Origin of the sequence: Solidesulfovibrio carbinolicus, assembly GCF_004135975.1 — a bacterium.
GTDB classification, from domain to species: domain Bacteria; phylum Desulfobacterota; class Desulfovibrionia; order Desulfovibrionales; family Desulfovibrionaceae; genus Solidesulfovibrio; species Solidesulfovibrio carbinolicus.
The window spans coordinates 2,330,175-2,356,137 of the sequence record NZ_CP026538.1 but is presented as its reverse complement, the minus strand read 5'-3'; the positions used below and the strand labels follow the sequence as shown (position 1 = coordinate 2,356,137).

At 65.7% G+C, this 25,963-nt stretch carries 24 protein-coding genes; 11 read left to right on the top strand and 13 right to left on the bottom strand.

The window, feature by feature from the left end; genetic code table 11:
• Window positions 1-75 precede the first annotated feature (75 nt).
• From C3Y92_RS10450 to uvrC, 3 genes are read right to left on the bottom strand one after another with little or no spacing between them, the layout of a single operon-like run.
• Window positions 76-273: a YwbE family protein gene (locus C3Y92_RS10450; RefSeq protein ID WP_129352304.1), complete on the bottom strand. Its 198-nt coding sequence runs from the start codon at window positions 271-273 to the stop codon at window positions 76-78.
• Entirely contained in the window at window positions 270-965 is a 696-nt protein-coding gene (locus C3Y92_RS10445; protein WP_129352302.1) for a methyltransferase domain-containing protein, read from the bottom strand. Before C3Y92_RS10445 ends, C3Y92_RS10450 begins: the two co-directional genes overlap by 4 nt.
• Window positions 966-1,017: 52 nt before the next feature.
• Window positions 1,018-3,096 (bottom strand): excinuclease ABC subunit UvrC, encoded by a 2,079-nt coding sequence (uvrC, locus tag C3Y92_RS10440; protein WP_129352300.1) that lies wholly within the window; start codon window positions 3,094-3,096, stop codon window positions 1,018-1,020.
• Window positions 3,097-3,381: 285 nt separating this feature from the next.
• Between uvrC and C3Y92_RS10430 the strand changes: the two genes are divergently transcribed.
• The 6 genes from C3Y92_RS10430 to C3Y92_RS10405 all read left to right on the top strand — a co-directional run bounded on the left by C3Y92_RS10430 (window position 3,382) and on the right by C3Y92_RS10405 (window position 9,352).
• Entirely contained in the window at window positions 3,382-3,882 is a 501-nt protein-coding gene (locus C3Y92_RS10430; RefSeq protein WP_129352298.1) for an HIT family protein, read from the top strand.
• A 13-nt stretch (window positions 3,883-3,895) separates the two neighbouring features.
• Window positions 3,896-4,285 carry a LapA family protein gene (locus C3Y92_RS10425; protein WP_129352296.1) on the top strand — a complete coding sequence of 130 codons (390 nt, stop codon included), beginning with the start codon at window positions 3,896-3,898 and terminating at the stop codon, window positions 4,283-4,285.
• A 36-nt stretch (window positions 4,286-4,321) separates the two neighbouring features.
• Complete coding sequence (gene mutS, locus C3Y92_RS10420; RefSeq protein ID WP_165352163.1) at window positions 4,322-6,961, top strand: DNA mismatch repair protein MutS; 2,640 nt, start codon at window positions 4,322-4,324, stop codon at window positions 6,959-6,961.
• Window positions 6,962-6,973: 12 nt separating this feature from the next.
• A complete protein-coding gene (gene lysA / locus C3Y92_RS10415) occupies window positions 6,974-8,212 on the top strand; it encodes a diaminopimelate decarboxylase (RefSeq protein ID WP_129352292.1) in 1,239 nt (412 codons plus the stop codon).
• A 176-nt stretch (window positions 8,213-8,388) separates the two neighbouring features.
• Entirely contained in the window at window positions 8,389-8,925 is a 537-nt protein-coding gene (locus C3Y92_RS10410) for a GDSL-type esterase/lipase family protein (RefSeq protein ID WP_129352290.1), read from the top strand.
• Between the two features lie 160 nt (window positions 8,926-9,085).
• On the top strand, window positions 9,086-9,352 hold the full coding sequence (locus C3Y92_RS10405) for an amphi-Trp domain-containing protein (protein ID WP_129352288.1): 267 nt from the start codon (window positions 9,086-9,088) through the stop codon (window positions 9,350-9,352).
• Between the two features lie 93 nt (window positions 9,353-9,445).
• On the opposite strand, the gene C3Y92_RS10400 is transcribed toward C3Y92_RS10405, so the two are convergent.
• Window positions 9,446-10,468, bottom strand: coding sequence for an alpha-hydroxy-acid oxidizing protein (locus C3Y92_RS10400; RefSeq protein WP_129352286.1), 1,023 nt, complete (start codon window positions 10,466-10,468; stop codon window positions 9,446-9,448).
• A 236-nt stretch (window positions 10,469-10,704) separates the two neighbouring features.
• Between C3Y92_RS10400 and C3Y92_RS10395 the strand changes: the two genes are divergently transcribed.
• The 3 genes from C3Y92_RS10395 (at window position 10,705) to C3Y92_RS10385 (ending at window position 12,833) form a co-directional block, all read left to right on the top strand.
• Window positions 10,705-11,322 (top strand): LysM peptidoglycan-binding domain-containing protein, encoded by a 618-nt coding sequence (locus C3Y92_RS10395; protein WP_129352284.1) that lies wholly within the window; start codon window positions 10,705-10,707, stop codon window positions 11,320-11,322.
• Window positions 11,323-11,352: 30 nt separating this feature from the next.
• The gene (locus tag C3Y92_RS10390; RefSeq protein WP_129352282.1) at window positions 11,353-12,243 is read left to right on the top strand and encodes a tetratricopeptide repeat protein; all 891 of its coding nucleotides are present in this window, start codon (window positions 11,353-11,355) and stop codon (window positions 12,241-12,243) included.
• 146 nt (window positions 12,244-12,389) lie between these two features.
• Entirely contained in the window at window positions 12,390-12,833 is a 444-nt protein-coding gene (locus C3Y92_RS10385) for a hypothetical protein (protein ID WP_235669452.1), read from the top strand.
• 49 nt (window positions 12,834-12,882) lie between these two features.
• Here C3Y92_RS10385 and C3Y92_RS10380 read toward each other — a convergent pair whose 3' ends face one another.
• From C3Y92_RS10380 to C3Y92_RS10370, 3 genes are all read right to left on the bottom strand, one after another.
• A complete protein-coding gene (locus C3Y92_RS10380) occupies window positions 12,883-14,136 on the bottom strand; it encodes a type III PLP-dependent enzyme domain-containing protein (RefSeq protein WP_129352278.1) in 1,254 nt (417 codons plus the stop codon).
• Window positions 14,137-14,252: 116 nt separating this feature from the next.
• Entirely contained in the window at window positions 14,253-15,461 is a 1,209-nt protein-coding gene (locus C3Y92_RS10375) for an SLC13 family permease (protein ID WP_129352276.1), read from the bottom strand.
• Between the two features lie 83 nt (window positions 15,462-15,544).
• Window positions 15,545-16,258: a carbonic anhydrase gene (locus C3Y92_RS10370; protein WP_129352274.1), complete on the bottom strand. Its 714-nt coding sequence runs from the start codon at window positions 16,256-16,258 to the stop codon at window positions 15,545-15,547.
• Between the two features lie 165 nt (window positions 16,259-16,423).
• On the opposite strand from C3Y92_RS10370, the gene C3Y92_RS10365 reads away from it, so the two are divergent.
• Window positions 16,424-17,902, top strand: coding sequence for a fused MFS/spermidine synthase (locus C3Y92_RS10365; RefSeq protein ID WP_129352272.1), 1,479 nt, complete (start codon window positions 16,424-16,426; stop codon window positions 17,900-17,902).
• Between the two features lie 109 nt (window positions 17,903-18,011).
• Here C3Y92_RS10365 and radA read toward each other — a convergent pair whose 3' ends face one another.
• The 6 genes from radA to C3Y92_RS10335 all read right to left on the bottom strand — a co-directional run bounded on the left by radA (window position 18,012) and on the right by C3Y92_RS10335 (window position 24,679).
• On the bottom strand, window positions 18,012-19,349 hold the full coding sequence (gene radA, locus C3Y92_RS10360; protein WP_129352270.1) for a DNA repair protein RadA: 1,338 nt from the start codon (window positions 19,347-19,349) through the stop codon (window positions 18,012-18,014).
• A gap of 1 nt (window position 19,350) precedes the next feature.
• Window positions 19,351-20,421 carry a DUF3426 domain-containing protein gene (locus C3Y92_RS10355; RefSeq protein WP_129352268.1) on the bottom strand — a complete coding sequence of 357 codons (1,071 nt, stop codon included), beginning with the start codon at window positions 20,419-20,421 and terminating at the stop codon, window positions 19,351-19,353.
• 56 nt (window positions 20,422-20,477) lie between these two features.
• Window positions 20,478-20,999, bottom strand: a complete 522-nt coding sequence (gene hpt / locus C3Y92_RS10350; protein WP_129352266.1) for a hypoxanthine phosphoribosyltransferase — start codon at window positions 20,997-20,999, stop codon at window positions 20,478-20,480.
• A 42-nt stretch (window positions 21,000-21,041) separates the two neighbouring features.
• Window positions 21,042-21,509, bottom strand: coding sequence for an N-acetyltransferase (locus tag C3Y92_RS10345; RefSeq protein WP_015860792.1), 468 nt, complete (start codon window positions 21,507-21,509; stop codon window positions 21,042-21,044).
• A complete protein-coding gene (locus tag C3Y92_RS10340) occupies window positions 21,506-21,976 on the bottom strand; it encodes a TlpA family protein disulfide reductase (RefSeq protein ID WP_129352264.1) in 471 nt (156 codons plus the stop codon). Before C3Y92_RS10340 ends, C3Y92_RS10345 begins: the two co-directional genes overlap by 4 nt.
• 285 nt (window positions 21,977-22,261) lie before the next feature.
• Window positions 22,262-24,679: a homocysteine S-methyltransferase family protein gene (locus tag C3Y92_RS10335; RefSeq protein WP_129352262.1), complete on the bottom strand. Its 2,418-nt coding sequence runs from the start codon at window positions 24,677-24,679 to the stop codon at window positions 22,262-22,264.
• A gap of 198 nt (window positions 24,680-24,877) precedes the next feature.
• On the opposite strand from C3Y92_RS10335, the gene C3Y92_RS10330 reads away from it, so the two are divergent.
• Window positions 24,878-25,924: a sigma-70 family RNA polymerase sigma factor gene (locus C3Y92_RS10330; protein ID WP_129352260.1), complete on the top strand. Its 1,047-nt coding sequence runs from the start codon at window positions 24,878-24,880 to the stop codon at window positions 25,922-25,924.
• Window positions 25,925-25,963: the final 39 nt, after the last annotated feature.

Genomic DNA, 25,963 nt, shown 5'->3' with positions numbered 1-25,963 from the left:
AGCAAAATTGGTCCGACGATGCTTCCGGCCGACCGGCAATGCCCACCTTGGCTTCGGTGGCCGGATTGCGGTCGGTCAGTCGAGGATGCGGTGCACCCGGCCGACTTGCCCGTCGGTCAGCCGCACCTTGATCCCCCGGGTGTGGATCGGGGCCTTGGTGAGCAGGTCACGCACCACGCCTTCAGTTAGCGTCCCGGTGCGCTGATCCTTTTTGAGCACGATGGCCACGCGCTGCCCGGGCCGGATGTTCTCGCGGCGGGTGGGATCGCTCACAACCCCTCCGCCGGCACGAAACGCAGGAACTTGCGCGGCTTTTCATAGCCCTCGGCCAAGGGCGAAATGGCTTCCATGCGCCAGCGCGGGGCCAGGAAATCGCGCACGTAGTCGAGCAGCAGGAAATCGCCGCCACGTATGTAGCGTTCGGGATAAAGCCGGCCCAGGGCCTCGGGCGTGGTCCCCAGTTCCTTGCGAATCCAGTAGATTTTTTGCACCGACACGATGAGTTCCCGGTCCGAGAGCCTTTCCAAAAAGGCCAGGGCCGGGGCCACCCGGTTTTCCACGATAAAGGTCTTGCCGATAAATTCCACCAGCATGGCGATGTCGAACTTGCGGCCAAGCAGCGAGCAGGCCGGATCGTCGATGTCGTGGCAGGCAAAGCCCACGTTATCCAGGCCGAAATGCCGTTGCAGCAGCCGGCAGCCGTCGAGCACCCGGGGTTCGCGGTCCACGCCGGTCACGGCCGCCGCGCCCTGCCGTCTGGCCTGGAAGGTGAAAAAGCCGAAATTGCAGCCGAGATCGACCACGGTGCGGCCGACAAAGTCGATGCGGCCGAAGTCGTCAAGAATGTCCTGGTCAATGCGTTCCTTGCCCGGCACGAGGACGGAGAAATCCGCGTCATAGACCGTGCGGTAGCGATGCTGCGGCTCGATGGCCTGGGCCAGGGACAGGAATTGGGCAAGAGGCATGGCGTCTCCGGATAAAATGGATTGACTATTTTGCCAGATGCCGGGGCAATGATCAATCCAAAAGCGTTTGCAGGGCCGCAACCACCTGCCCTGCCCGGGCCGGCCCCAGCCCGGTACGCTCCCGCACGGCTTCCACCGAGGCCGTCCGCATGGCCGCCGTGGAGCCAAAGGCCTCCCACAACAGCCGTGCCGTCTTGGGGCCGATGCCCGGCAGGGCCAGCAGATCGCTTCGAAGACCCGTCTTGTTGCGGGCCAACCGTTGCCGGCCGATGGAATAGTCGTGCACCGTGTCGCGCACCCGTTGCAGGAAAAGCAGTTCCGGCGACCCCGGCCGCAGCCCCAGGGGATTTTTCCGGCCCGGCACGAAAATGACGTCTTCCATTTCGTTTTGGGAGCGCCGGTCCCCCTTAGCGATGGAGGCCAGGGCAAAAGCCCCGCCCGCGCCGGCTTGGCCAAGGGCGCGCTCCACGGCGGCCAACTGCCCCTTGCCGCCGTCGATGAGGAGCAAATCCGGCCAGGGCGGCCCAGCCTCGGCCCGTTTGGCGGCAAAGGCGGCCAGGGCCAGATAGTCGTCGGACGAGCCTTCGGCCTCGGCAAAGCCGTAGCTGCGGTAGTCGCTTTTCCTGGGCGCGCCCTCCTCAAAGACGACCAGCCCCACGCGCACGCCCTTGCCGCCCAGGTGCGACACGTCCACGGCCTCGATGCGAGAAAGACGCGGCAGGCCAAAGGCCTTGGCCAGGGCCGGCAACACGTCGCGTTCGGCTGCCTTGGCCGCTTCCTCGGCGGCCCGGGCGGCGTTGGCCTCGGCCATGGCGAGCAGCTTGCGCTCCTCGCGGCCGCGCGGCGGCCCCAGGCGCAGCGCCCCGCCCCGGCGTTCTTCCAGGATTTCGGCCAGGGCCTGGCTGTCGGCCACGGCTTCGCCGGCCTCGTCGGCATTGGGGGCCACGTTCAGGCTCTCCGCCAGGTCCGCGCCGTTTTCCTGCCGGCCATCGACCAGGGGAATCGCCGTCAGGGCGCTTGCGTCGTCTTCGGCCTGACACGCTTTGGCAAGAGCGACAGCCGGGGAATCCCCCGACGGCTCCTGCCCATCGGCCGGCGCGGGGCCGGTCCTTTCCGCCCCGGCCGAAGCCGGATCGGCCGTCTCGGCCTCAGGTCCGCTTCCGGCGGCTTCGGCGGCCGTCAACACTTCGGGCACGACGATGCGCGGCGGAATGAAGCTCTCGGGCCGATAGAACTGGAGCATGGCCGTGACGGCCGCGCCCCGGGCCTCGTCGGCCGCAACACCCGGAAAAAAGAACGTCTTGCGGTCGAGCAGCCGGCCCTGGCGTACAAAAAGCACGCAAAGCCCGACCCCGGTCGGCACGGCAGCCAATCCCACAACATCGATGTCGATCAGGCGGGTCAGGACCGTGGCTTGGCCTTCCACGGTTTTTTTCATGGCCCGCAGCAGATCGCGCAGCCCGGCCGCCTTTTCAAAGGCCAGCGACTCGGCCGCCTGCTCCATCTCATGCTCAACGGCGCGCAGCACCTCGGCCGAGCGGCCGGTCAAAAAGGCCTCCACCCGACGCACCAAGGCGGCGTATTCCCCGAGGTCCACGGCCAGCACGCACGGGGCCAGACATTGGCCGATGGAATGGTACAGGCAAGGCCGCACCCGGTTGGCCATGGCCCGGTCGCCGCATTTGCGCAGGGGAAAGGCCCGGCCAAGCTCCTTCCAGGTGGCCCTGGCGGCGGCGGCCGAGGTGAAGGGCCCGAAATAGGCCGCGCCGTCGCGCTCCACCCGGCGGGTAAACGCCAGCCGAGGAAACGGTGAGCGCTTGTCGAGCTTGAAGAGAATGTAGTTCTTGTCGTCCTTGAGGACGATGTTGTAGCGCGGGCGGTGTTTTTTGATCAGGCTCGATTCAAGCAGCAGCGCCTCTTTTTCCGAGGCGGTCAAGAGCACGTCCACGCCCTCGACCTTGGCCACCAGGGCGGCGGTCTTGACGGTCAGCCCGGCGTCGTTTCGAAAATAGGAAGAAAGGCGGGAACGCAGGTTTTTCGCCTTGCCGACGTAGAGAATTTTGCCGCGCGCTCCTTTCATCAGGTAAACGCCCGGGGACATGGGAAAATTTTTCGGTTCAAAGGTGAACATGGTCGCTTATGGTAGCCTGCCGCCCCAGTTGCCTCAAGCCCTTTGGCGTCAAGTTGTCGCCTGCCTGCTAAGGCTCCCTTGCTCTTGGACAAAGACGCGTGTAAGCAGAACGGACATGGACACGACGCGCCCCGGACGGGTCTCGGTCATCGGCTCGGGTCAGTGCGACACCGCCCAGTATGAGACGGCTCGGCGGGTGGGCGAACTCGCGGCCAGGGCCGGACAGAGGTCGTGTGCGTGGCCTCCCATCTTATTAAGAAATACGAATCGCGCGGAGTCGTCTTGATGGAAGTGTTGTGGGCGCCTTGGCGCATGGACTATATCCTGGGACCCAAACCCGACGGCTGCGTGTTCTGCCTGCCCGATGAAACCGATGGCGACCGTGATCGCCTGGTGGTGGCCCGAGGACGGCACGGCTTCGTCATCATGAACAAATTTCCCTACAATTCCGGCCATCTCATGGTCACGCCCTTTCGCCACGTCAGTTGTATCACCCAGCTCACCGACGAGGAAAACGTGGAGCTGACCCGGGGCATCGCCTATTGCACGCGGGTCATAAGCGACTGCATGCGGCCCCAGGGCATCAACATCGGGCTGAACCTGGGCGAGGCCGCCGGATCGGGCATCGCCGCCCACATTCACTACCAGCTTGTGCCCCGCTGGAACGGCGACTCCTCGTTCATGGCCGTTTTTGGCGAAACCCGGGTGATGCCGGAATTGCTGCTGTCCACCTTTGATCGGCTCAAACCGTTTTTTTCGGATTACCACGCAACCGTCACGTCGTGACAAGGAGGCCTCGATGCGCGTGATCAAAGTGCTTTTCCTGCTGGTTTTCTTCTTCGTCTGCATGCTCTTTTTCGTGCAGAACACCGCCATCCTCGAAACCGCCCTGCTGCTCAAGCTCGGTGCCTTCGGCTATCAGGTCCAGACTCCCGGCGTGCCCTTCTACGTCGTGCTGCTCCTGAGCTTCGTGGCCGGCGGCCTGTTCGCCACCCTGTACTTCCTGGCCGAGAAGGTCCGTTTGGCCTCGGGCATGCGCAGCCTGCAAAATAAGGTCAACGCCCTGGAAAAGCAGATGGCCCAGCAGAAGAAGTCCACCGTGGCCACGCCTCCGAGCTTCGCCGCCGTCGCTCCGGCTCCGGCCACCGCCCCGGCCGCGACCAGCGAACCTCAAAAGGCCGAAGCCTAGCCCGGAGCGTCCTTGCCTGCCGTGGGGGATTTCAAGATGACCCCCATGCTCGAACAGTATCTGCGCGCCAAGGCCGAGCACCCTGACGCGCTGCTGTTCTACCGCATGGGGGATTTCTACGAATTGTTTTTCGAGGACGCGATCACCGCGGCCCGCGAACTGCAAATCACCCTCACCACGCGCAATCCCGGAGCGGATTCGCCCATCCCCATGTGCGGCGTGCCGCATCACGCCGCCGAAGGGTATCTGGCCGAACTGCTCGAAAAAGGGTTTTCGGTCGCCGTGTGCGACCAGATCGAGGACCCCAGGCAGGCAAAGGGCCTAGTCAAACGGGCCGTCACCCGGGTGCTCACCCCGGGCACGGCCGTGGAAGACGGCAACCTGCGGGCCAAGGAACACAACTTCCTGGCCGCCCTCTATTACGATGCCGATGAACGGGCCGGCGGTCTGGCCTGGGTCGATTGCTCCACCGGCGAATGGTCGGGCCTGCACTCCCGCGACGCCGCCCGCCTGTGGCAGTGGATGGTGAAGATCGGCCCTCGCGAACTGCTCCTGCCCGAAGGCGTCACCCCGCCCCGCGACATCCCCCTGGCCGGCGTCCACGTCACCACCGTGCCGCCACGGCCCCATTTCGATTTCACCGCCGGCCGCGACAAGGTGCTTTCCGCCCAGTCCGTGGCCGACCTGGCCGCGCTTGACTGCACCGACAAGCCCCAGCTCGTGCGGGCCATGGGCGCGCTTTTGACCTATTTAAGCGCCACCTACATGCGCGATCTCGGCCACCTGGGGCCGTTTAAGCCGGTCAACCTCGGCAGGCACATGCTCTTGGACGAGGTCACCGAGCGCAATCTGGAAATTTTCCGCCGCCTGGACGGCCGCAAGGGCCGGGGAACGCTGTGGCATGTGCTGGACCGCACCCAGACGCCCATGGGCGGACGGCTGCTCGAAACCATGCTGCGCCAACCCTGGCTCGACCTCGGTCCCATCCATGAGACCCAGGAGGCAGTGGCCCTTTTCGTCGAGGACGAGAGCCTTCGCCGCCTGGTCCGGGAAGACCTGGCCGGGGTCTACGACCTGGAGCGGCTTATTACCCGCATTTTCCTCGGCCGGGCCGTGCCGCGCGATTTCACCGCCCTGCGCCAGTCCCTGGCCGCCCTGCCCGGCCTGCGCCAGCGCCTGTCCGGCGCTGCCTCGGCCAAGGCCGTCAGCGCCCTGCTGTCGGGCTGGGACGACCTCGACGACCTCTTCGAGCTCCTGTCCCGGGCTTTGGTTGATGCCCCGCCGGTGCTCGTCACCGAGGGGGGGCTGTTCCGGGCCGGCTACCATCCTGAACTGGATGAACTGCTCGATCTGGCCGAACACGGCGAGCAAAAACTCCAGGAACTGCTGGCCCGGGAACAGGAAGACGGCAATCTGCCCAAGCTCAAGCTCGGCTTCAACCGGGTTTTTGGCTATTATTTTGAGCTGTCCAAGGCCGCCGGCTACGCCCCGGCCCACTTCGAGCGCCGCCAGACGCTCGCCAACTGCGAACGCTACGTCACCCCGGCGCTCAAGGAACTCGAAGACAAGCTCCTGGCCTCGGGGGAAAAACGCAAGACCCTGGAATACAGTCTGTTCCGGGAACTGCGCGACCATGTGGCCGGACTGCGCGAACGGGTCATGGAAACCGCCGCCCAGGTGGCTCGCCTGGACGTCTGGCAGGGCCTGGCCGAGGCGGCCGTGGCCGGCGACTGGACCCGGCCCGAGCTTCACGCCGGCCAGGCCATCACTATCCGGGGCGGCCGCCATCCCGTGGTCGAGGCCGTGACCGGCGTTGGCAACTACATCCCCAACGACGTCAGCCTGGACGAATCGACCCGGATGCTGCTCATCACCGGCCCCAACATGGCCGGCAAATCCACGGTTCTGCGCCAGACCGCGCTTATCGCCATCCTGGCCCAGATCGGCTCCTTCGTGCCGGCGGCTCGGGCCAGCGTGGGGCTTGTGGACCGCGTTTTTTGCCGGGTCGGGGCCTCGGACAACCTGGCCCAGGGCCAGTCCACCTTCATGGTGGAGATGATGGAAACGGCCCGCATCCTGCGTCAGGCCGGCAAGAAAAGCCTGGTCATCCTCGACGAGATCGGACGCGGCACGGCCACCTTCGACGGTCTGGCCCTGGCCTGGGCCGTGGTCGAGGAACTGTGCGGCCGCGACGACGGCCACGGCGTACGCACCCTGTTCGCCACTCACTACCACGAGTTGACCGCCCTGGAAGGCCGCATCCCGGGGCTGAAAAACGCCAACATCGCGGTCAAGGAATGGAAAGGCGACATCATTTTCCTGCGCCGCCTGTTGCCCGGCCCGGCCGACCGCAGCTACGGCGTGGAAGTGGCCAAATTGGCCGGCGTGCCGCGAAACGTGGTCAAGCGCGCCCGGGAGATCCTTGGCGAACTCGAAAGCTGCCGCGACCCCGCCCAGGCCGCCCGGGGCAACCGCGAGCGCGGCCAGCCGTCCCTGCCCGGGCTCTTTGCGGTGCAGCCGTCCCAGGCCGCCGCGGACGAGGCCGAAGCCCGGCCCGACCTGTCCGCCCTGCTTCTTGACGAACTGTCGCGCCTCGAACTAGACCGGATGACGCCGCTTGAAGCCCTGACGCTGCTGTGCGACTGGAAAGGGCGATTTGGCGGCAACGCCCGCTAAGGAGACCAGCCCATGCATCATTTCGAGTACCGCGGCGGCGAGCTGTACGCCGAGGACGTTCCGGTTTCGACCCTTGTCGCCGCCTACGGCACGCCGCTGTACGTCTACAGCGCCGCCACCCTGCGCCGCCATTTCACGGCCTTTGACTCGGCTTTTGCCGCCCTGCCGCACCTCACCTGCTATTCCGTCAAGGCCAACTCCAACCTGTCGGTGTTAAAAACCCTGGCCGCCATGGGCGCGGGCATGGACATCGTCTCGGGCGGCGAGCTCTACCGGGCTTTGGCCGCCGGCGTTGATCCCCAAAAGATCGTCTACTCGGGCGTGGGCAAACGGGCCAGCGAGATCGAGGAAGCGCTTACGGCCGGCATCCTCATGTTCAACGTGGAGTCCATGGGCGAACTGGAGCGCCTTAGCGCCATCGCCTCGCGCCTGGGCAAGACGGCGCAAGTGAGCCTTCGCATCAACCCCAACGTGGACCCCAAGACCCATCCCTACATTTCCACGGGGCTTAAGAAAAACAAGTTCGGCCTGGACATCGACCACTCCCTGGCTGCCTACGCCAAGGCCATGGAGCTGCCCGGAGTCACGCCCGTGGGCATCGACTGCCACATTGGCTCCCAGCTCACCTCCATTTCGCCCTTTTTGGAGGCCCTGGACAAGATCCTGGCCTTCCGCGACAAGCTCACGGCCATGGGTATCGAGACCCGCTACCTCGACCTCGGCGGCGGCCTTGGCATCCAGTACAACGAGGAAGAGCCGCCGCACCCCAGCGAATTCGGCCAGGCCCTGACCAAGGCCCTGGGCGATCTGCCCATCACGCTCATCCTCGAACCCGGCCGGGTCATCGTCGGCAACGCCGGCATCCTGGTCACCGAGGCGGTCTACACCAAAAAGACCCCGAGCAAGGACTTCATCATCGTGGACGCGGCCATGAACGACCTCATCCGGCCCTCGCTCTACGACTCCTACCACGCCATCCGCGAAGTGCGCCCGGCCGGCCGGGCTGAACTCAACGTCGACGTGGTGGGCCCCATCTGCGAATCCGGCGACTTCCTGGCCCGGGACCGGGCTTTGCCGGCCGTGGCCCCGGGCGAACACCTGGCCGTGTTCTCGGCCGGCGCGTACGGCTTCACCATGTCCTCCAACTACAACTCCCGGCCCCGGGCGGCCGAAATCCTGGTTGACGGCGACGAAGTCATCGTGGCCCGCCGCCGCGAGAGCTATGACGATTTGATCGCCCTGGAACGCTAGGCCCTTTCGGGCAACGCTCCCGGCCTGTTTTCCCCTGGGCCGGGAGCATTGCCCTTTGTACGGCGGCCGTCCTCGGGCGGAGGCCGCTTTCCTTGACCGGACTCTCCACGCCGCTTATTTTTTCACAAAAGGGGCCGTTGCGCCCGAAAGCGACCGCGTATCCGGAGGCGTCTCCCGTGAATCCCGTGCTCCCCGCCCTGCTCGCCATGCAGATCGTCTTTTGCGGCGACAGCATCACCAAGGGCTGGGAAATTTATAACCTCTTCGAAGAACCGCGAAAGGTCTTCATCAGCGGCGTGGAGTCCTCCACCAGCGCCGACCTCTTGCGGCGTATCGAACCCATCGCTAAAAAGCGCCCTGGCAAGGTCTTCCTCATGGTTGGCATCAACGAAATCGCCGCCCCGGAACGAATCCTCGACAATTACGACAAGATCATCAACAAGATACAACACCTTTCGCCGTATACGCACATTTACGTGCAAAGCATCCTGCCCACCCGCGCCCAGAACATCGACAACGCCGTCATTGTCTCCACCAACGAACGCTTAAAGGCCCTTTGCGACCGCAAAAACGCCTTTGTGCGGTATCTCGACCTCTACGACGCTTTTTTAGCCGACGACGGTCAACTTGGCCCCAATTTCACCGAAGACGGCATCCATCTGACCAAGAACGCCTATTCCCTCTGGAAAAAGCGCATCGCCAGCCAGATGTGACGCAGGACGCTCCATGGCCGCCAATCCGCCTCATGTCCTGCCGGCTTGCCCCCTGTCTTCCCGCCGCGACCGGAATTTCTCGCGCCCGTCATGACAGCTCGTCCAAAAATGGTTATGAAAGAAGTTGTTCCGCTGAAAAAGACCCGTAAAGGAGCGCACCATGGGCGAGAAAACCGACCTCTTCCACTGCGATGAAAAAATGCTGACCTACGACGCCGCCGTCGTGCTGGAAAAAATCGTCACCGGCCTCAAGCAGGGCAAGCTGGCCGCCAGCGGCGAAAACGGACCGGTCTGCGTGGACCTGCCGCGCCTGGCCGAGCTGGAAATCAGCTTCAAGGAGAAATCCAAACCCGGAAAATCCAAGAAAAAGCTCTCCATTGAGCTCACTTGGAAGGACGGCGACACGCCCCTTGGCCTCGACGGCTAGGCGCTGCATCAAGCAGCAACAAAAAGCCCCGGCCGGTCGCTCGCGCGCCCGGCCGGGGCTTTTTCATGATGCGCCGGCCGTAGCCGGCCCGGGTCAGGACTGGACCGAGATGATGCGCGGCGATACCTCGCGCACCGAAGCCGTGCCGGTCAACAGCATGGCCGCGGCCAGCTCGGCCCGCATTTTTTGCAGCAACATGGCCACACCCTCGGCCCCGCCGCCGAATGCGCCGATGACCAGGGGACGGCCCACCAGCACGGCGTCGGCCCCCAGGGCCAGATATTTGAGCACGTCGGCCCCGGTGCGCACGCCGCCGTCGGCCAGGATAATCCCCTGGCCCTTGACGGCCCGGGCTATGGCCGGCAGCACCTCGGCCGCGCCCGGGGTGTGGTCGAGCACCCGGCCGCCGTGGTTGGAGACCACGATGGCGGCCGCTCCGGCGGCAAAGGCGATCTCGGCTTCGTCCGGGGTCATGACGCCCTTGACGATAAAGGGCGTTGTCGTGGCCCCGACCAGTTCCCGCAGTTCTTCGGGCGTTTTGGGCGAGACCGGCTGGCCCTTGAGGGCCATGACGGCCAAACCTGCGCCGTCCACATCCACGCCCACGGCCGCCACGCCAACCTCGGCCGAGCGCTTTAATAGCGCCATGATGGCGTCCTGGGCTCGGGGTTTGATGAAAGGAATGCCATGGCCGGCCTTGACGGCGATGGCGGCCAGGCCGCTGTCGAACATGGCCGGGTCGGCCCCGTCGCCACAAGCGCCGATGGTTCCGGCCTCGGCCGCGCCGTCGATGATGCGGCGAATGAATTCGTTCTCGGGCAGCCGGCCGCCCATGTTGTAGAGCACGCCGGTCATGGGCGCGGCCAGGATCGGCATGGACAAGGTCTTGCCAAACAGTTCGACAGTGGTGTCGGCCGTCTTGACATTATGCAGGGTGCGCATGTTGAGCCGGACCTTGGACAGGGCCTCCAGGTTGACCGTAAAGGCCGAGCCCGTGCCCATGCCGCCCATGCCCGGGGCCTCGCCGGCGCAGGCCCGGCCGTTGCAGACCGGGCAGACCCGGCAATAGCCCTTGAGTTCTTCCTTGGCGGTCTTTCGAAGCGTGGCAATATCCATCACAGCCTCCCGTCGTATTCGGTGATGCCCGGGACGGCCGGCCCTGGCGGCCGGTGTTCCCAGGCCGTGGTACGCCCGGCCCGGGGGAGTCGGCAAGTCCGCAATCCCGGTCGGGCCGACCTTGATGAACAAATCCCTCTTTTTTTTCACGTGACTTGCCGATTGCCCCCATGGTAAGCGCCAGCTTCGAATGCCGGCATATGCGCCGCCTTTCCAACGCCAGATACGAGGAGCCTATGCGGTCAGTCATCGCCTTGGTTGCCCTGGGCCTTATCGCCCTGGTCAGCGCCTGTTCCGGAGGGGACAAGGAATCCTTCCGGCATGTCGATCACGATAAAAACGGCAAGATCTCCTACGAGGAGCTGCTGTTTGTTTTTCCGGACGTGACCCCGGACTTGTTCACCAAATCGGATGCCGATTTCGACGGCGGCTTGTCGGAAAGCGAATATGCCGCTTTCCTCACGGACGACGCCAGGCTTGCCGCCAAGACCGCCGCGCCTGCGCCCAATGCCCCTTCCCCGGTGCGCCCCGGCGACGGCAAGCAATTGGCCGTGCCCTTTAAGGGCGAGGAAGTCATCGAGATTCCCGCCCCTGTGGCCGAGCCGGCCGTCAAGGCCAAGCCCGAGAAAGGCAAGAAGGAAAAGGACGCCAAGGAGACCAAGGACGCCAAGGGCAAGTCCGATGGCGGCAAGAAATCCGAGGGCACGACCTACACCGTGCAGCGCGGGGACCATCTGTCACGCATCGCCCACAAATTTGGCGTCAGCGTGGAAGACATCACCCGCGCCAACGGCGACATGCATCCCGACACCCTGCGTGACGGGCAAGTGCTCAATATCCCGGCCAAGCCCTAAGCGCTGCCGGCTTTTGCAAAGGACCGTTCCATGAGACGGATTGTCTCCTCGCTTCTCGCCGTGTCCCTCGTCCTGGCGGCCGCATCCGCCTCGGCCCTGACCCAGGAGGAAATCCTCAAGCGCCGTCTGGAAAAGATGCGCCAGGCCGACAGCACCATCCGCCAGGAAGAGCAGCAGCGCCAGGAGCAGATGCAGGAAGCCACCTCTGGCGTGGAATCCGGTCCGTCGCGCCAGGCAACCGAGAAATTGTCCATTCCCGATCCTGTGCGCCAGCCCCATCCCGAGCCCAAGACCGGGCTTTTCGGAACCAAGCCGCAACCCGCCGGACAGCCGGCCGCCACGGCCCAGACGCCGCCGGTTTCCCAGCCCGTCGCAGTCCCCACCCCCCCGGCGGCAACCGCGCCCGCGCCCCAGCCCATGGTTTCGCCTGCCCCGCAACCGGCCGCTGCACCGGCCCCGCAGCCCATGGCCGCGCCGGTTCCCCACCCCCTGGCGACGCCGGCTCCGAGTCCGGCCGCCCAGCCGGCCATGGCCCAAGCTCCCGCGCCGGCCGGCGGCGCTCGCGATCCCAAGGCCGCCGCTTCCCTGGCCGACCTGGCCGCCAAGGCTCAGGCCGCCGGAGACACCAAGACCGCGCTGACCATGCTCGACGAGGCCATCGCCGCCGACCCCCAGGACCCGGACCTGCGCAACAATCGGGGCAATCTCTTAAGCAACTCCGGCAAACCCCGCGAAGCCCTGCCCGATTACGACAAGGCCATCGCGGCCAAGGCGTCGGACGCCTCCTACTTCACCAACCGAGGTCTGGCTTACGAACGCCTCAGTAACCGGGAGCGGGCCTGCGCCGACTACAAGAAAGCCTGCGATCTGGGCGACTGCGACTTTTTCAAAAGCTACAAGGCTGAGGGCAACTGCCGCTAATTCGGCAGAATTTGCCGCCTCGGCCCGGTGTGGCGGCCTCAGGCCCGGAATCCTTGGACTGGACTGTTTCTTGCAAAAGTCAGGGTAAACCCCGTGACGCCGATCCGGTCCCCTGGCGTCCGAGGAGGCCCGCCCTGCCTACCCGCGTGCTCATTGTCTGCCCGGATTCCCTGGAACTGGCGTTCCTGACCGGGGCCCTGTCGGGGCATTTCGCGGTGCTCGCCGCCCGAGACACCGACGAAGCGGCGCGCCTGTCGGCCCATTTCGGCCCCTGCCAACTGGCCTACCTGACCCTGGACCCCGATGAAGACCCGGCAACGCTGCTCAAGGAACTTGACGGTCTGGCTCCCCGAATCATCACCCTGCTCCATGGCCCCAGCCCAAAACGCCGCTCGGGCGAGCAGGAGGGCGTTTGTCGGCTCCCCTTGTCTCCCGGGGCGCTGCTGGCCCGCACCTGGCAAGCCCTGGGCCTGCCGCAACCCGGAAAGTCTCCATGCCGTCCATCAGGGTCGGTGTTGACTTCCGAAGAAGTGGCCTTTCTCCTGGGCCGGCCCCTGGCCGACGCCCAGACTTTTGGCGCTCCGGCCTGAGCGATATCCTCTTGCGCCGCGCCGACAGCCCGGGGCCACGCGCCCGGCTTTATGCCGAAGTCCCCCCGCCAAGCCAAAACCGCACCAGATCCTCTGGTTCCTCGCGCTCGCGCAACACCGAAAAACGCCCTTGCCGCAGCCCCAGCACACGCGGCATCTGCCGACTGTTGTAGCGCGACCACATGGACAGGGTGTAGGCCCCGACATCCTCAATGACCACGATGTCCCCCGCCGTTGCCTCGGGCAACATGGCCCGTCGCACGGGAAAATCCCCGGAAAAGCACAACGGCCCGGCCAGATAGTGCAGGACGGGTTTTCCTTTTTTCTCCAGGCCTTCCGCACAAAGCAATCGGGTGCGATGGGGCCAAAAGCGCGGGTTGTAGCATTCGCGTACGAACATGTCCGCGCCCAGGTGCATGACCGCCGTGCGGTGGCCGGGCTGGTGCTTGACGTATTCCACCCGGCTGGCGGCCACGGCGCAGGGCGCGGCCACCATGCGGCCGAATTCCGTGACCAACCGGCGCTGGTTTCCCTCCAGGCCGGAACAACGGTCACACAGCGCCTCGAAGTAGGCTTGGGGGCTGGGCGGGCGATCCGCGTCTCGGTAGGCGGCCGGCAGGCCGCCGCCGAGATCGAATACGGCCACGCGCCCCGGGCCGAAACGGGCGTCGAGGCCGGCGGCAAGGTCGTAAACCGCGCCTACGCCGGCCACGAGGAGTTCCAGGGGGCAGCCCTGGGAACCGATGTGGACATGGAGGCCCGAAAGCCACGGATAGCGGCCGAAGGCGTCGATAATGGCCTCGCGCTGGGCCAGGGGAACGCCGAACTTGGAATAGCGTCCGGCCACGCTGGTGGCCTTGATGCGCCCGGTCCCGGCTTGCGGATTGATCCGCAGCCCGGCCCGGGGTTCGAGGCCCATGTCCCGGCCCAAGGCGTCCAGGCGGGCCAGTTCGTCCAGGTTGTCGGCATTGACGAAAAGCCCCAGGGTCAGGGCCAGGCGTAGCTCCTCCACGGTCTTGGCCGGAGAGTCGAAGACGATGCGCTCGGGCGGGAAGCCGGCGGCCAGGGCCAGATGGATTTCACCAAGAGACGCCGCCTCGGCCCCCAGGCCGAGCTGGGCCAGCATGGCCAACACCGGCGGCAGCGGGCAGGCCTTGATGGCAAAGGCGTGGAGGGTTTCGGCGGTAAAGGCGCTTGTCAGCGCCTCGACCCGGGCCGTCAGGGCGTCCAGGTCGTAGAGCACGACGGCGGTATCCTGCTCCCGAAACCAACCGTCGGCCAAGGCTCGTTTAATAGCTTCCATACGTTGTCACACCTCGCTCACCCCCGACGCCCACCCTCTCCATTCCCCATTTGGGGGTCTGAGGGCCTCAGGCCCCAGCCGCCGAGGCATCTCCCCTCTTCCGCTCTTCTCTTCCCTCACATCCCCAACAACAACCAACCCGAAACGACCAGCGTCAACACGGTGGCCGGGGCGGCGATACGGGCGTGTTCCCGAAAGCCCATGGAGACGCCCAGCAGCGCGGCCTGATCGGCCACGATGAGGTTGGCGATACTGCCGGGCAGCAGCAGGTTGCCGGCCAGAGTGCTGGAGACGGCCAGCAAAGTCGCCTGTTCGGGTGACCCATGCCCGGGCAGGAGCAGCATGACCGCCGGCACGTTGGAGACAATGTTGGACAGGACCACCGAGGCTGTAAAAAGCCAGGCCGGCCGGCCGAGGTCCACGCCGCAGGCGGCCACGCCCCGGTAGAGGTCGTCGAGCAGCCCCACGACGGCCACCTCGCGGTTGACCACGAACAGCCCGAGGAAAAGGAGCAGCAGTTGCCAATCGACCAGGGCCAGGGTCTCGCGCGAGGCCATGCGGCGGCTGAGCAGCAGCGCCCCGGCGCAGCCCAGGGCCACGTTTTCCCGGGCCATGCCGCCCCAGACGAAAACGATCATGCAGACCGTCAGGGCGGCCAGACCCTTGGCCGATTGCCAGGGCGAATAGGCCGGTGCCGGCACGTCCAGGGTGACCTTGGGGCCGGCGAACCGGCCGCGGAAGCCCCAGACTACGGCGGCGAAGGCGATGGCCAGGCCGGCGGCCACGCTTGGCAGGGCGGCCAGCATGTAGCCGCCAAAGGGCAGATTGGCCACCTGGCCGATAAGCATGTTCTGGGGATTGCCGATGAGCGTGGCGGCCGAGCCGATGTTGGCGGCCATGGCCAGGCCGATCAAATACGGCAAGGGATTGAGACCCCGGGCCAAAGTGGCCTCAACCAAAATAGGCGTCATGGCCAGACAGACGATGTCGTTGGCCAGAAGCGCCGAGAGCGCGGCGGCGGCGGCCATGACCCGGGCCAAGAGGCCGGCCGGGCCGGCCGAGGCGGCGATGAGCGCGCGGCTGACGGCGGTGTAAAAGCCGCCCAGGCGCAGTTGGGCCGAGATGACCATGAGTCCGAAGAGCAGGGCCAGGGTCGGCACGTCAGCGGCGGCCCAGGCATCGGCAACGGTCATGGTTCCGGCGGCGATAAGGGCCAAAGCCCCGAGCACGGCCGCGCCGGTCCGGTCCAGGGCCAGACCCGGCAGGCGGCCCAGGATCATGGCGGCATAGACCACGACAAAGACGATGATGACGACGGCACGCACGGGGTTGGGCCTACCGAGGTTTTGTCCAAAAGTCCAAAAAAAAGCGGCCCCCGAGGGAGCCGCCAGAAACATCATGACGACAGCTACTTGCCGATCAGGTTGGCGTTGGACGGATGCTCGCCAAACCAATGGACATCGCCGGAATCAATGTCGTAGAGCGCGCCCACGACCTTGATCTTGCCGTCGGCCGCCATCTTCTTGAGCAAGGGGCTCTTGGCGTACATGTCGGCGATGGCCTGCCACATGTTGGCCTCGATGGAACGGTTGATGAGCTCGTTCAAATCATCGGTGGCGAAGCGGGACTTCACCGAAGCCACGGCCGGCACGATGGGGGCCACGAGCTTGCCGATGTTTTCGGTGACATGCTCGCCCTTGACCACGGCCGTGACCGCGCCGCACTTGGTATGGGCCAGGACCACCACCAGGGGCGTGCCCAGGTGTTCAGTCCCGTATTCGATGGTGCCGATCTCGTCGGTGTTGGCCACGTTGCCGGCCACGCGGATCACGAACACATCGCCAATGCCTTGGTCGAAGACGGTTTCCACGGGCACGCGGGAATCGGCGCAGGACAGCACCGAGACAAAGGGATGCTGGCCGCCGGTGGCGGTTTCATGCCGCCGGGCCGCGTCCTGGCGCGGGGTCACGGCCGCGCCGGCCACATAGCGGGTGTTGCCTTCCTTGAGACGGGCCAGCGCCTCATCGGCGGAAATGCCCGCCCCGCCGGAAAACGCCATGGCCGCCCCAGCCATGGAAAACGTGATGACCGCTCCCGCGAACGCCGTAACGAACCGTTTCATAAGCTGCTCCTCCCTGCCGGGGTAAAGTGGTGAGTTCCTGACTTTAGCAAAGGACGCCGGTTCCGGTCAAAAACAATCCTCGCTCCCCTTTACGGGCTTGGGGGCGGCCGGCTATCGGTACACGTAAACAGCGGCAGCAATGGCGAAACGTAATATGGAGCGGGCATGTTGGCATTCACGGTTTTTTCCTGCGGCGCGGCGGTGATGGTGCTGGAAATCGTCGGAGCGCGCATCCTCGCCCCGTTTCTGGGTACCTCCATCGTGGTCTGGACCGGGCTTATCGGCGTGGTCATGGCCGCCCTGGCCCTGGGGTACTGGCAGGGCGGCCGGCTCGCCGACCGTCGCCCGGACCCCAAGGTGCTGGCCCGGATTATTCTCCTGGCCGCGCTGTTGACCGCCGCCACGGCCGCCACCAAGGCGCTGCTCCTCGATTTCCTGGTCACCCGGGGCCTTGGGCCACGATTTGGCGTCATCGCCGCCACGCTGCTCCTTTTCGCCCCGGCGGCCGGGCTTCTCGGCATGGTTTCGCCCTTTGCCGTTCGCTTAAGCCTCGACCAGACGGCCAATGCCGGCAAAACCGCCGGCCGGCTCTACGCCCTGTCCACCTGCGGCAGCATTGTCGGCACCTTTGCCGCCGGCTTCATCCTCGTTGCCGCCCTGGGCTCCACCACCATCCTGCTGGTCACGGCCGGCTTTCTCGTTTGCGTTTCCCTGGCCGCCACCCGCGCCGGGATCAAGGCCAAGGCGGCTGCGGCCGGGCTGGTCGCCCTGGCCGGGTTGTGGCTTTACGCCCAAGACGCCCTTTTGGCCGAGGCCGGCATCCACGACGTGGACACGCCTTACGGCCGGGTGTTGGTCTACCAGGGCCTGGACCCGGTCTCGACGCGGCCCATCCGGGTCATGACCACCGGGCCGTCGCGGTTCCAATCGGCCATGTTCCCGGACGCACCGGGCGAGCTGGCGCTCAGTTACACCCGTTTTTTCACCATCGGCCTGGACATGGCCCCGGCCAACGCCAAGGTGCTGGTCATCGGCGGCGGGGCCTACAGCTTTCCCCGCCACTTTCTCGACAACCGGCCCGAGGCTGCGGTCACGGTGGTGGAACTCGACCCGGGGGTAACGGCCCTGGCCGAGGAATATTTCGGGCTGACACCCCGGCCTGGGCTGAGCATCGTTCACGAAGACGCGCGGATGTTCGTCAACCGGGACGGCGGCCCCTACGATCTTATTTATCTCGATGCCTTCGGCACGGACTACGCCCCGCCGTTTCATCTGGTGACGGCCGAGGCGGCCCGGCGTTACCAGGCGCTCTTGGCCCCGGAAGGCGCGCTCATCATCAACGCTATCGGCCCGGCGGCCGGCGACGGCGGCCGTTTTATCGCCTCCCTGGCCGCCACCTTCGCCTCGGTCTTCCCGGATGTCGGGCTGTACCCCCTGGGCAGCCCCGAGTCGCCCCAGGCGGCTCAGAACGTGATGCTCGTGGCCCGCAACCGGCCCGGCCCCCTGCCCGAAGGCCACAGCGACGAGCTGCGCCGATTTCTCGGCCGGCGGCAGGAAGCGGCCTCCCTGGCCGGGGGCCTCATGTTGACGGACGAATTCGCGCCGGTGGAATGGCTGTGCGCCATGACGCTTGGCGATGATTAGCGTCGAAGCACGTTACTGCATCTCCACAAACACCCGGCTCCCCTATACCCCGTTGGGGGGTCTGGGGGCCTCAGGCCCCCAGCCGCCGGAGGCATCCCCCTCTTATCCACTACGAGAACAACAACCGCGCCAGATCGCCGAGGTTGTCGGCTTTGGGGCGGCCCTTGCCGCTGTCGGGGCTGATGATGGGGCCGTAGCCCAGGCGTTCAGCCTGTTTGAGGCGGGTATCGTGGGCGGCGGCCGGCCGGATGCGGCCGGACAGGTCGACTTCGCCCCAGAAGACCGCCCCGGCCGGCAGCGGCCGGTCGTAGAAGGAGGACAGGACAGCGGCGGCGATGCCGAGGTCCAGGCCCGGGTCGGCGATTTTGAGGCCGCCGCCGATCTTGGCGTAGATGTCGGTCTGGCCGAGATTCAGGCGCAGGCGTTTTTCGAGCACGGCCAGGAGCAGGTGGAGCCGGCCGACGTCGAGGCCGAGGGCCGCCCGGCGCGGCATGGAGAGAAAGGATTTGGCGGCAAGGGCCTGGACTTCCACGGCAAAAGGCCGCCGGCCTTCCATGGCCATGACCACGGCCGAACCGGACACGGCCGGGTCCCGGTCGCCGAGAAAAAACGTCGAAGGATCGGGCACTTCATTCAGACCGGCCTCGCGCATTTCCATAACGAGCAGTTCGTCGGTGGGGCCGTAGCGGTTTTTGAGCACCCGCAGGATGCGAAAGAGGTGGCGGCGCTCGCCTTCGAGGTAGAGTACCGTGTCGACCATGTGCTCCAGGAGCTTGGGGCCGGCGATCTGGCCGTCCTTGGTGACGTGGCCGACCAGGATCAGACAGGCGTCGCCACGCTTGGCCGCTTCCACGCAGGCGGCGGCCACGGCCCGCACCTGGGAGACCGAGCCGGCCGGGCCTTCGACTCCGGCGGCGTGCATGGTCTGAACGGAATCGAGAATGACGAGGTCCGGGGCGGGGGAGGCGCCCAGGATGTCCACGGCCGCGCCGGCGTCGGTGGTGGAGGCGGCGAGCAGGCCGTCGTGGAGCACGCCCAGGCGTTCGGCCCGGGACTTGAGCTGGGGCAATGATTCCTCGCCCGAGACGTAGACCACCCGGCGGCCGGCGGCGGCGGCCAGGCCGGCCAGCTGGAGCAGCAGGGTCGATTTACCGATGCCGGGTTCGCCGCCAAGAAGCACGGCGCCGCCCGGGGTCAGCCCCCCGCCGAGCACCCGGTCCAGGCCGTCGATGCCGGTGGGGAACGGCTTGAAATCCGCGCCGGGATGGTCGCCCAGCACAATGGGAAGCCCGGACGGCAAGCCGTCCGGGCCGGGGATTCGGGATTGTCCGCCGAGCTTCTCGGCCAGGGTGTTCCAGGCCCCGCAGCGGGGGCACTGGCCGCGCCAGGTGGGTGAGACGCCGCCGCATTCGGCGCAGACAAACGTGCGCTTGGTCTTGGCCGCCATCCTACTGCCGGGGCGGGTCCTTGGCGTCCACGACCTTGACGCCAAATTCCTTGACCGCTTCAGGCGGATCGAAAAAGACCATCATGAAGGGCACTTCGCCGGCAGGAGCGATGTTGGTGTTGTTGGTGAGCACGCCGACCTGGGAGGCCAGGGCGTTTTTGAGCTCGTCGCGGGTCATGACCTGGAGCTGGAAAAGCGACACGGTGTTGCCGGCCAGCTCTTCCTTGGAAACCAGCGTGCCGCCCTTTTCGTCGAACAGGCTGGCTTCGAGCTTGAGCATTTCCTTGGGCGACTTGAAGTTGTTGACGGCCTTGCCCTCAATAACGAAGAGCTGGCCGGCCTTTTCGTTGGAAACGTAATACTGCCGCACGTTTTGCAGCATGATGTCCTTGACCTTGGCCGCTTCTTCGGGCTTTTGCGCGCCCTGTCCGGCCGGCGCGCCGGGCGTGGCCGATTTGGCGGCGTCGGTTCCGGGGGCGGCGGGCTTGGCCGCGTCGCCGGACGGAGCGGCGGTGTCGGCGGCCGGAGTCTGGCCGGCGTCCTTGGCCGCTTTCTTGCCGGGCATGAGGTCGAGGAAATACACGGCGGCCAGAGTCGCCGCCAAAAGTCCGACAAGGATGCCGCCAAGCAGCAACACCCGTTTGCGTCGTTCTTTTGACGGCCGGCTGCCCGGCAGGGGCAGATCGGCCACGTCGTCGAGGCTGAATCCCGGCTTGACCGGGCCGCCCGGGAAATCGTCGTCGGCGTCCGGCTCGGGGGCGGCTTGTTTCTTGGGCGCGGCCGAAGGGGCGTAGGATTCGGAATGGAACAGGTCGCCCGGCACGCCGTCATCGGGAATGGACGGCCCCGGGCGATCACCGCCGGCCGCGCCGGCCCGTGGCGGGGTCGGGGCCAGGTCGTCAGGGAAATCGAAATCCGTCAACCCGCCGAGATCCGAGGACTCGGAGGGCGCGGGCGGATCGACATGAAAGACGTTGCGGCATTTGCCGCAACGCAGCTTGGCCCCGTCGGGGCCGACCTTGTTGTCGGGGAGGTTGAACTTGGCCTGGCAATTGGGGCACTGTACGATCATGTTTTCTTTCCCGCGCCGGTTGCGTTTTTAGGCCAACCTCTGCAATTTCAAGGCCATTATTCTTGGATCAGCTCGTAAACCGCCGGCAGCCGCCGTAGCCGCTCACCGATGTCCATGCCGTAGCCCACCAGGAACACCGGCGGAGCCGAAAAACCGACGAAATCCACGGGCACATCGACCTCGCGGCGGTAGGGCTTGTCCAGCAGCGTGCAGACCTTGATGCTGGCCGGGTTTCGCTCCTTAAGCATATTGAGGAGATAGGCCAACGAGCGGCCGGTGTCCACTATGTCTTCCACCAGCAGGACATGGCGGCCGGCGATATCGGTTTCGAGGTCCATAAGAAACCGCAGCGCCCCCGGAGCCACACCCGCGCCGTAGCTGGCCACGCGCACGAAATCGAGTTCCGGGCAGAAATCCAGGGATCGCAACAGATCGGCCATGAACGGCAGCGCGCCCTTGAGCACGCCGACCAACACCACATCCTGGCCGGCGTAGGCCGCCGACACGTCACGGCCAAGCTCGGCCACCCGGGCGGCGACGGCCGCCTGGCCAAACACTTCTCGCAAGGTCTCGGACATTGTTCCCCGCGTTTGATTGGATAATAAATAAAGCGAAAAAGCCTACATTTCCATGATGAGCGCGTTTTCGTCGCACTCCGGAAATTTCGGGCAATGGATGCAGTCGGCCCAGACTTTCTGGGGCAGCTGCTCCTTTTCCACGGGAGCAAAGCCCAGCCGCTCGAAAAAATGCGGCCGGTAGGTCAGGGTGAAGACTCGGAAGATGCCCAGCGTCACGGCGTCGGACAGGCAGGCTTCCACGAGCTTGCCGCCCCAGCCCTGCTTCTGGATGTCCTCGTCCACGGCCAGGGAGCGGATCTCGGCGATGTCCTCCCAGCAGATGGACAAGGCGCAACAACCGCGAACGCCCGGAGCGTCGTGCTCGGCCAGGACGAAGAAGTCGCGCAGATGGCTGTAGAGCTGGTTGTAGGAACGCGGCAGCAGGAATTCCTTGCGGGCGCAGCTCATGAGCAGCGCGTGTATCTGCTTGACGTCCTGGATTCTCGCCTTGCGGATAAAAAGCCCGTTCATTTCTCGCCGCCGATGAGCTTGTCAAGAATCTGGCGCAGCATCTCGCCAGGCATGAAGCCGGAATGGTTGAGGGCCTGCTGGCCGGCCGGGTCATAGATAATGGTCTTAGGAATCATCTTGACGCCAAAGGTGCTGATGACGTCGGGATCGGCCAGATAGACCGGGAAATTGAAGGGCGTCTGCTTGACGAAGCGGAAGTACTGCCCCTGATCCTGGTCCAGGGAGATGCCGATAAAGACCACCTTGTCGGCGGGATAGTGCTTGCGGGCCTCGATGAACTCCGGAATCTCCATGAGGCAGGGCTTGCACCAGGAAGCGAAGAAGTCGATGACCACGACCTTGCCCTGGGCCGCGACCACGGCGTCAAGAACGCCCTGGCCGTTGATGGTTCCGGCGTCCTGGGCCAAGACCTTGGTGGCGGGCAGGCACAGAAGCGCCAGAGCCAGCATGAGGGAAGAAATACGCAACGGCGTCCTCCACGTGTGCGATTGCGCGGCGCGGCCGCCAGGAGCTTTTACTCCAAACGCGCCGGGCCGCGCCAGCTGTTTTTTCCTACTGCCGCAGGTTTGAAACAGGCCTCTCACGCCTTTCGGGAACCGTTTGGCGACAGTATGATCACCGCTCAGTACTCCCGGTCGGCCGCGAAGGCCAATATCGCGCCCTTTAACAAATGCGATAGAATTTCCCAATATGAATCAAATTGTTACGCGAAATGACCGCGAATCGCCCTCGACGTTGTCGAGGGCGCGCCCCTAGGCCCCGCCGGCCAGGGCCTTGGCCTGGCGCACGGCGTCCACGGCGTCGGTGGCGTAGGCGGACGCGCCGATGGACTTGGCAAAGGCCTCGGTGACCACCGCCCCGCCGACCATGACCGGGATGGCCAGCCCCTTGTCGCGCAGCAGGCGCACCGTGTCCTCCATGCGCACCATGGTGGTGGTCATGAGCGCCGACAGGCCGATGACGGCGGCCTTGTGCTCCTCGGCCGCTTCCACAATGCGCGCCGCCGGCACGTCCTTGCCAAGGTCGATGACCTCGAAGCCGTGGTTTTTGAGCATCAGGCACACGATGTTCTTGCCGATGTCGTGGATGTCGCCCTCCACCGTGGCCATGACGATACGCGCCTTGGCGGCCGCGCCGGCCTCGGTCAACAGCGGCTCCAGACGGGTGAATCCGGCCCGCATGGCCTCGGCGGCGGCCAAAAGCTGGGGCAGGTAGAATTCCTTGCGCTCGTAGCGCTCGCCCACGCTCATGATGCCGGGAATGAGCTCCTCGCCAAGCAGCGTGGCCGCGTCGGCTCCCTCGGCCAAAGCCTTTTCGATGCGCTCCAGCACCTCTTCACGCCGACCGTAGACCACGGCCCGGCGCAGCGGGCTTTGGCCGTCGTCGGCCCCGCCCGAGGCCGGGCCGGAGGCCGTGCCGCTCCCGCCGCCCGAGCTGGGCTTCCAGCCGGCATAACCGGCGATATAGCGCCCGGCCTGGGGATCGCGGCCCATGAGCACCTCGCCGGCGGCGAGGGTCTCCATGAGACGCGGCACGTTGGGGTTGGCGATGGCCGCAGCCATGCCGGCCCCCAGGCACATGGCGAAAAAGGCGCTGTTGACGAGTTCCCGGGCCGGCAGGCCAAAGGAAATGTTGGACAGGCCCAGTACGGTCGGCAGCCCCCATTTGTCCCGGCAGGTCCGGATGACTTCCAGGCAGGCCAAGGCAGCCTCGGGCTTGGAGGAGACGGTGAGCGCCAGGGCGTCCACCAGGATGAGGCGGCGCGGGATGCCCAGGGCCTCGGCCTGGATGAGCAGTTCCTCAATGATGGCCAGGCGTTCGGCAGCGCTGACCGGGAGCTTGCGGCCTTTGAGCGGCAGCAAGATAAACGGCGCGCCATGGTCGCGGCAAATGGGTCCCAGGCGTTCCATGCGGCCGGGTTCGCCGCTGATGGAATTGACCAACGGCGTGCCCGGATAGGCCCACAGGCCGGCGGTCAGGGCGTCGATGTTGTTGGAATCAAGGCACAGGGGCAGCTGCTGGCGCTTGACCAGCTCCAGGGCCAGCCCCGGCAGGACGGCCGTCTCGTCGACCATGGGCGCGCCCACGTTGACGTCGAGAATGTGCGCCCCGGCCGCGGTCTGCTCCTCGGCGAAGTGCAGGGCCTTGGCGAATTCTCCGGCGACCAGTTCGGCGGCCAGCTCGGCCTTGCCCGTGGGATTGATGCGCTCGCCGATGACGGCCAAGGGCGCGCCGCCGCCGATGGGCACGACCATGGAGCGCGAGGTGACGGCCAGGACCGGGCGGTCCGGGGTGTCGGCCCGCTTCCAGCTACGGGGGGCAAGGGCCGCGCCCAGGGCGGCGATGTGGGCCGGGGTGGTGCCGCAGCAGCCGGACAGAGCCTTGGCCCCGAGGTCAACAAAGCGGGCGGTTTTTTCGGCGAATTCGTCAGGCCCCATGGGGAATACGGTGCGGCCGTTTTCCAGACGCGGCATCCCGGCGTTGGGCTTGACGAAAAAGGGCGTTTTGAGGCGTCGCGAGAAAGCCTCGCCGACCAGACGCATGTCGTCGGGTCCCTGGCCGCAGTTGACGCCGATAAGCGCGACGCCCAAATTCTCCATGGCGTCGGCAAACACTTCGGGGCTTGATCCGGTGAGGCTGGCCGCGCCTTCGAAGGTCATGCACATGGCCACGGGCAGGGAGCAGACCTGCCGGCAGGCCAGGATGACGGCCTTGGCCTCGGCCAGATCAAAATGGGTCTCGCCAATGATGAGATCGCAGCCGCCCTCGGCCAGGCCGCGAATCTGCTCGGCAAAGGCCTCGACCAGATCGCGCAGGCTGGCCTTGCCAAGGGGGGCGACAAAGTGGCCGGTGGGGCCGACGGAACCGGCCACGAACACGCCCGTTCCGGCGGCTTGCTTGGCCAGACGGGCCATTTCGCGATTGAGGCCGACCACGTCCGTGCCGGCCGGCAGCTTGTAGCGGGAGCCGCCGAAGGTGTTGGTGGTGATGACCCGGGAGCCGGCCTGGACATAATCCAGGTGCGCGCCGATGATGGCGTCGGGGTTGGTCAGGCCGAACAGTTCCGGGGACTGGCCGGCGGACAGGCCCCGGCCCTGGAGCAGGGTGCCCATGGCCCCGTCGAACAGCAGCAGCGCGTCGTCGGCAAGCGCCTTTCTGAAATCGCCCACAAAATCTCCTTCAGCCGGCCGGCGGCCCGCTTGTCGTTGACGAGAAACGCGGCCCGTCTACTGAAAAACATTGAAAAGGACAAACCAAAACTTTACAGGGAGAGGTAGGCATGCGAGACAGCGCCTTTGCCGCCATGGGCACCCAGCCCGGGCCAACTCAAGCGGTGTGGCCGCACCCGTAAGCACGGTCAGTATCCGATGGAAATCCACGACGATCAAGAAATTTCCCCTGATGACACGGAACTCGACCCGGTCGAGCCCGAGGTGCTCGACGCCGCCGACGACGACGACGCCCACGAACCAACCCTCGACCCCGACCTCGAAATAGACGCCGCCGATACCTTCACGTTGCCCGCGCCGCGCCCCCGCTCCGAAGGGTCGCTCTCGACCCGTGATCCGCTCCAGCTCTATCTGCGCGAAATCGGCAAGTTTCCCATGCTCAAGCCTGAAGAGGAGCAGGAACTGGCCCGGCGGGTACGCGATGCCAATGATCAAAAGGCGGCCTTTCGCCTCATTTCGTCCCATCTGCGCCTGGTGGTCAAGATCGCCATGGACTTCCAACGCCGCTGGATGCAAAACGTGCTCGACCTCATCCAGGAAGGCAACGTCGGCCTCATGCGGGCCGTGACCAAGTTCGACCCGGACAAGGGCATCAAGTTCTCTTATTATGCCGCCTACTGGATCAAGGCCTACATTCTCAAGTACATCATGGACAACTGGCGCATGGTCAAGATCGGGACCACCCAGGCCCAGCGCAAACTGTTCTATAATTTGAACAAGGAGCGCCAGCGTCTGCAAAGCCTCGGCTTCGACCCCAGCGCCGCCCAACTCTCCCAGGCCTTAAACGTCACGGAATCCGACATCGTGGAGATGGATCAGCGCTTAAGCGGCAACGATCTGTCCCTGGACGTGTCCCTTGGCGACGACACCACGTCCACGCGGCTGGATTTCCTGCCGGCGCTGACGCCCGGCATCGAGGAGATCCTGGCCGGCGACGAAATCTCGCAGCAGCTCGACAAGCACATCCAGTCCATCCGGCCCAAACTCAACGAGAAAGAGATTGAGCTGCTCGATAACCGCATCCTGTCCGACTCTCCCGTGACCCTGCGGGAAATCGGCGCGAAATACGGCATCACCCGGGAACGGGTGCGCCAGATCGAATCCCGGCTCCTGGAAAAGCTCAAGGATCATCTGTCCAAACGCATCGAGGATTTTTCCTCGGACTGGATTCACAAGGACGAATAGCGCCGCCAAGCCGGCCCAGACGCCCCTTCCCGGGCGGCT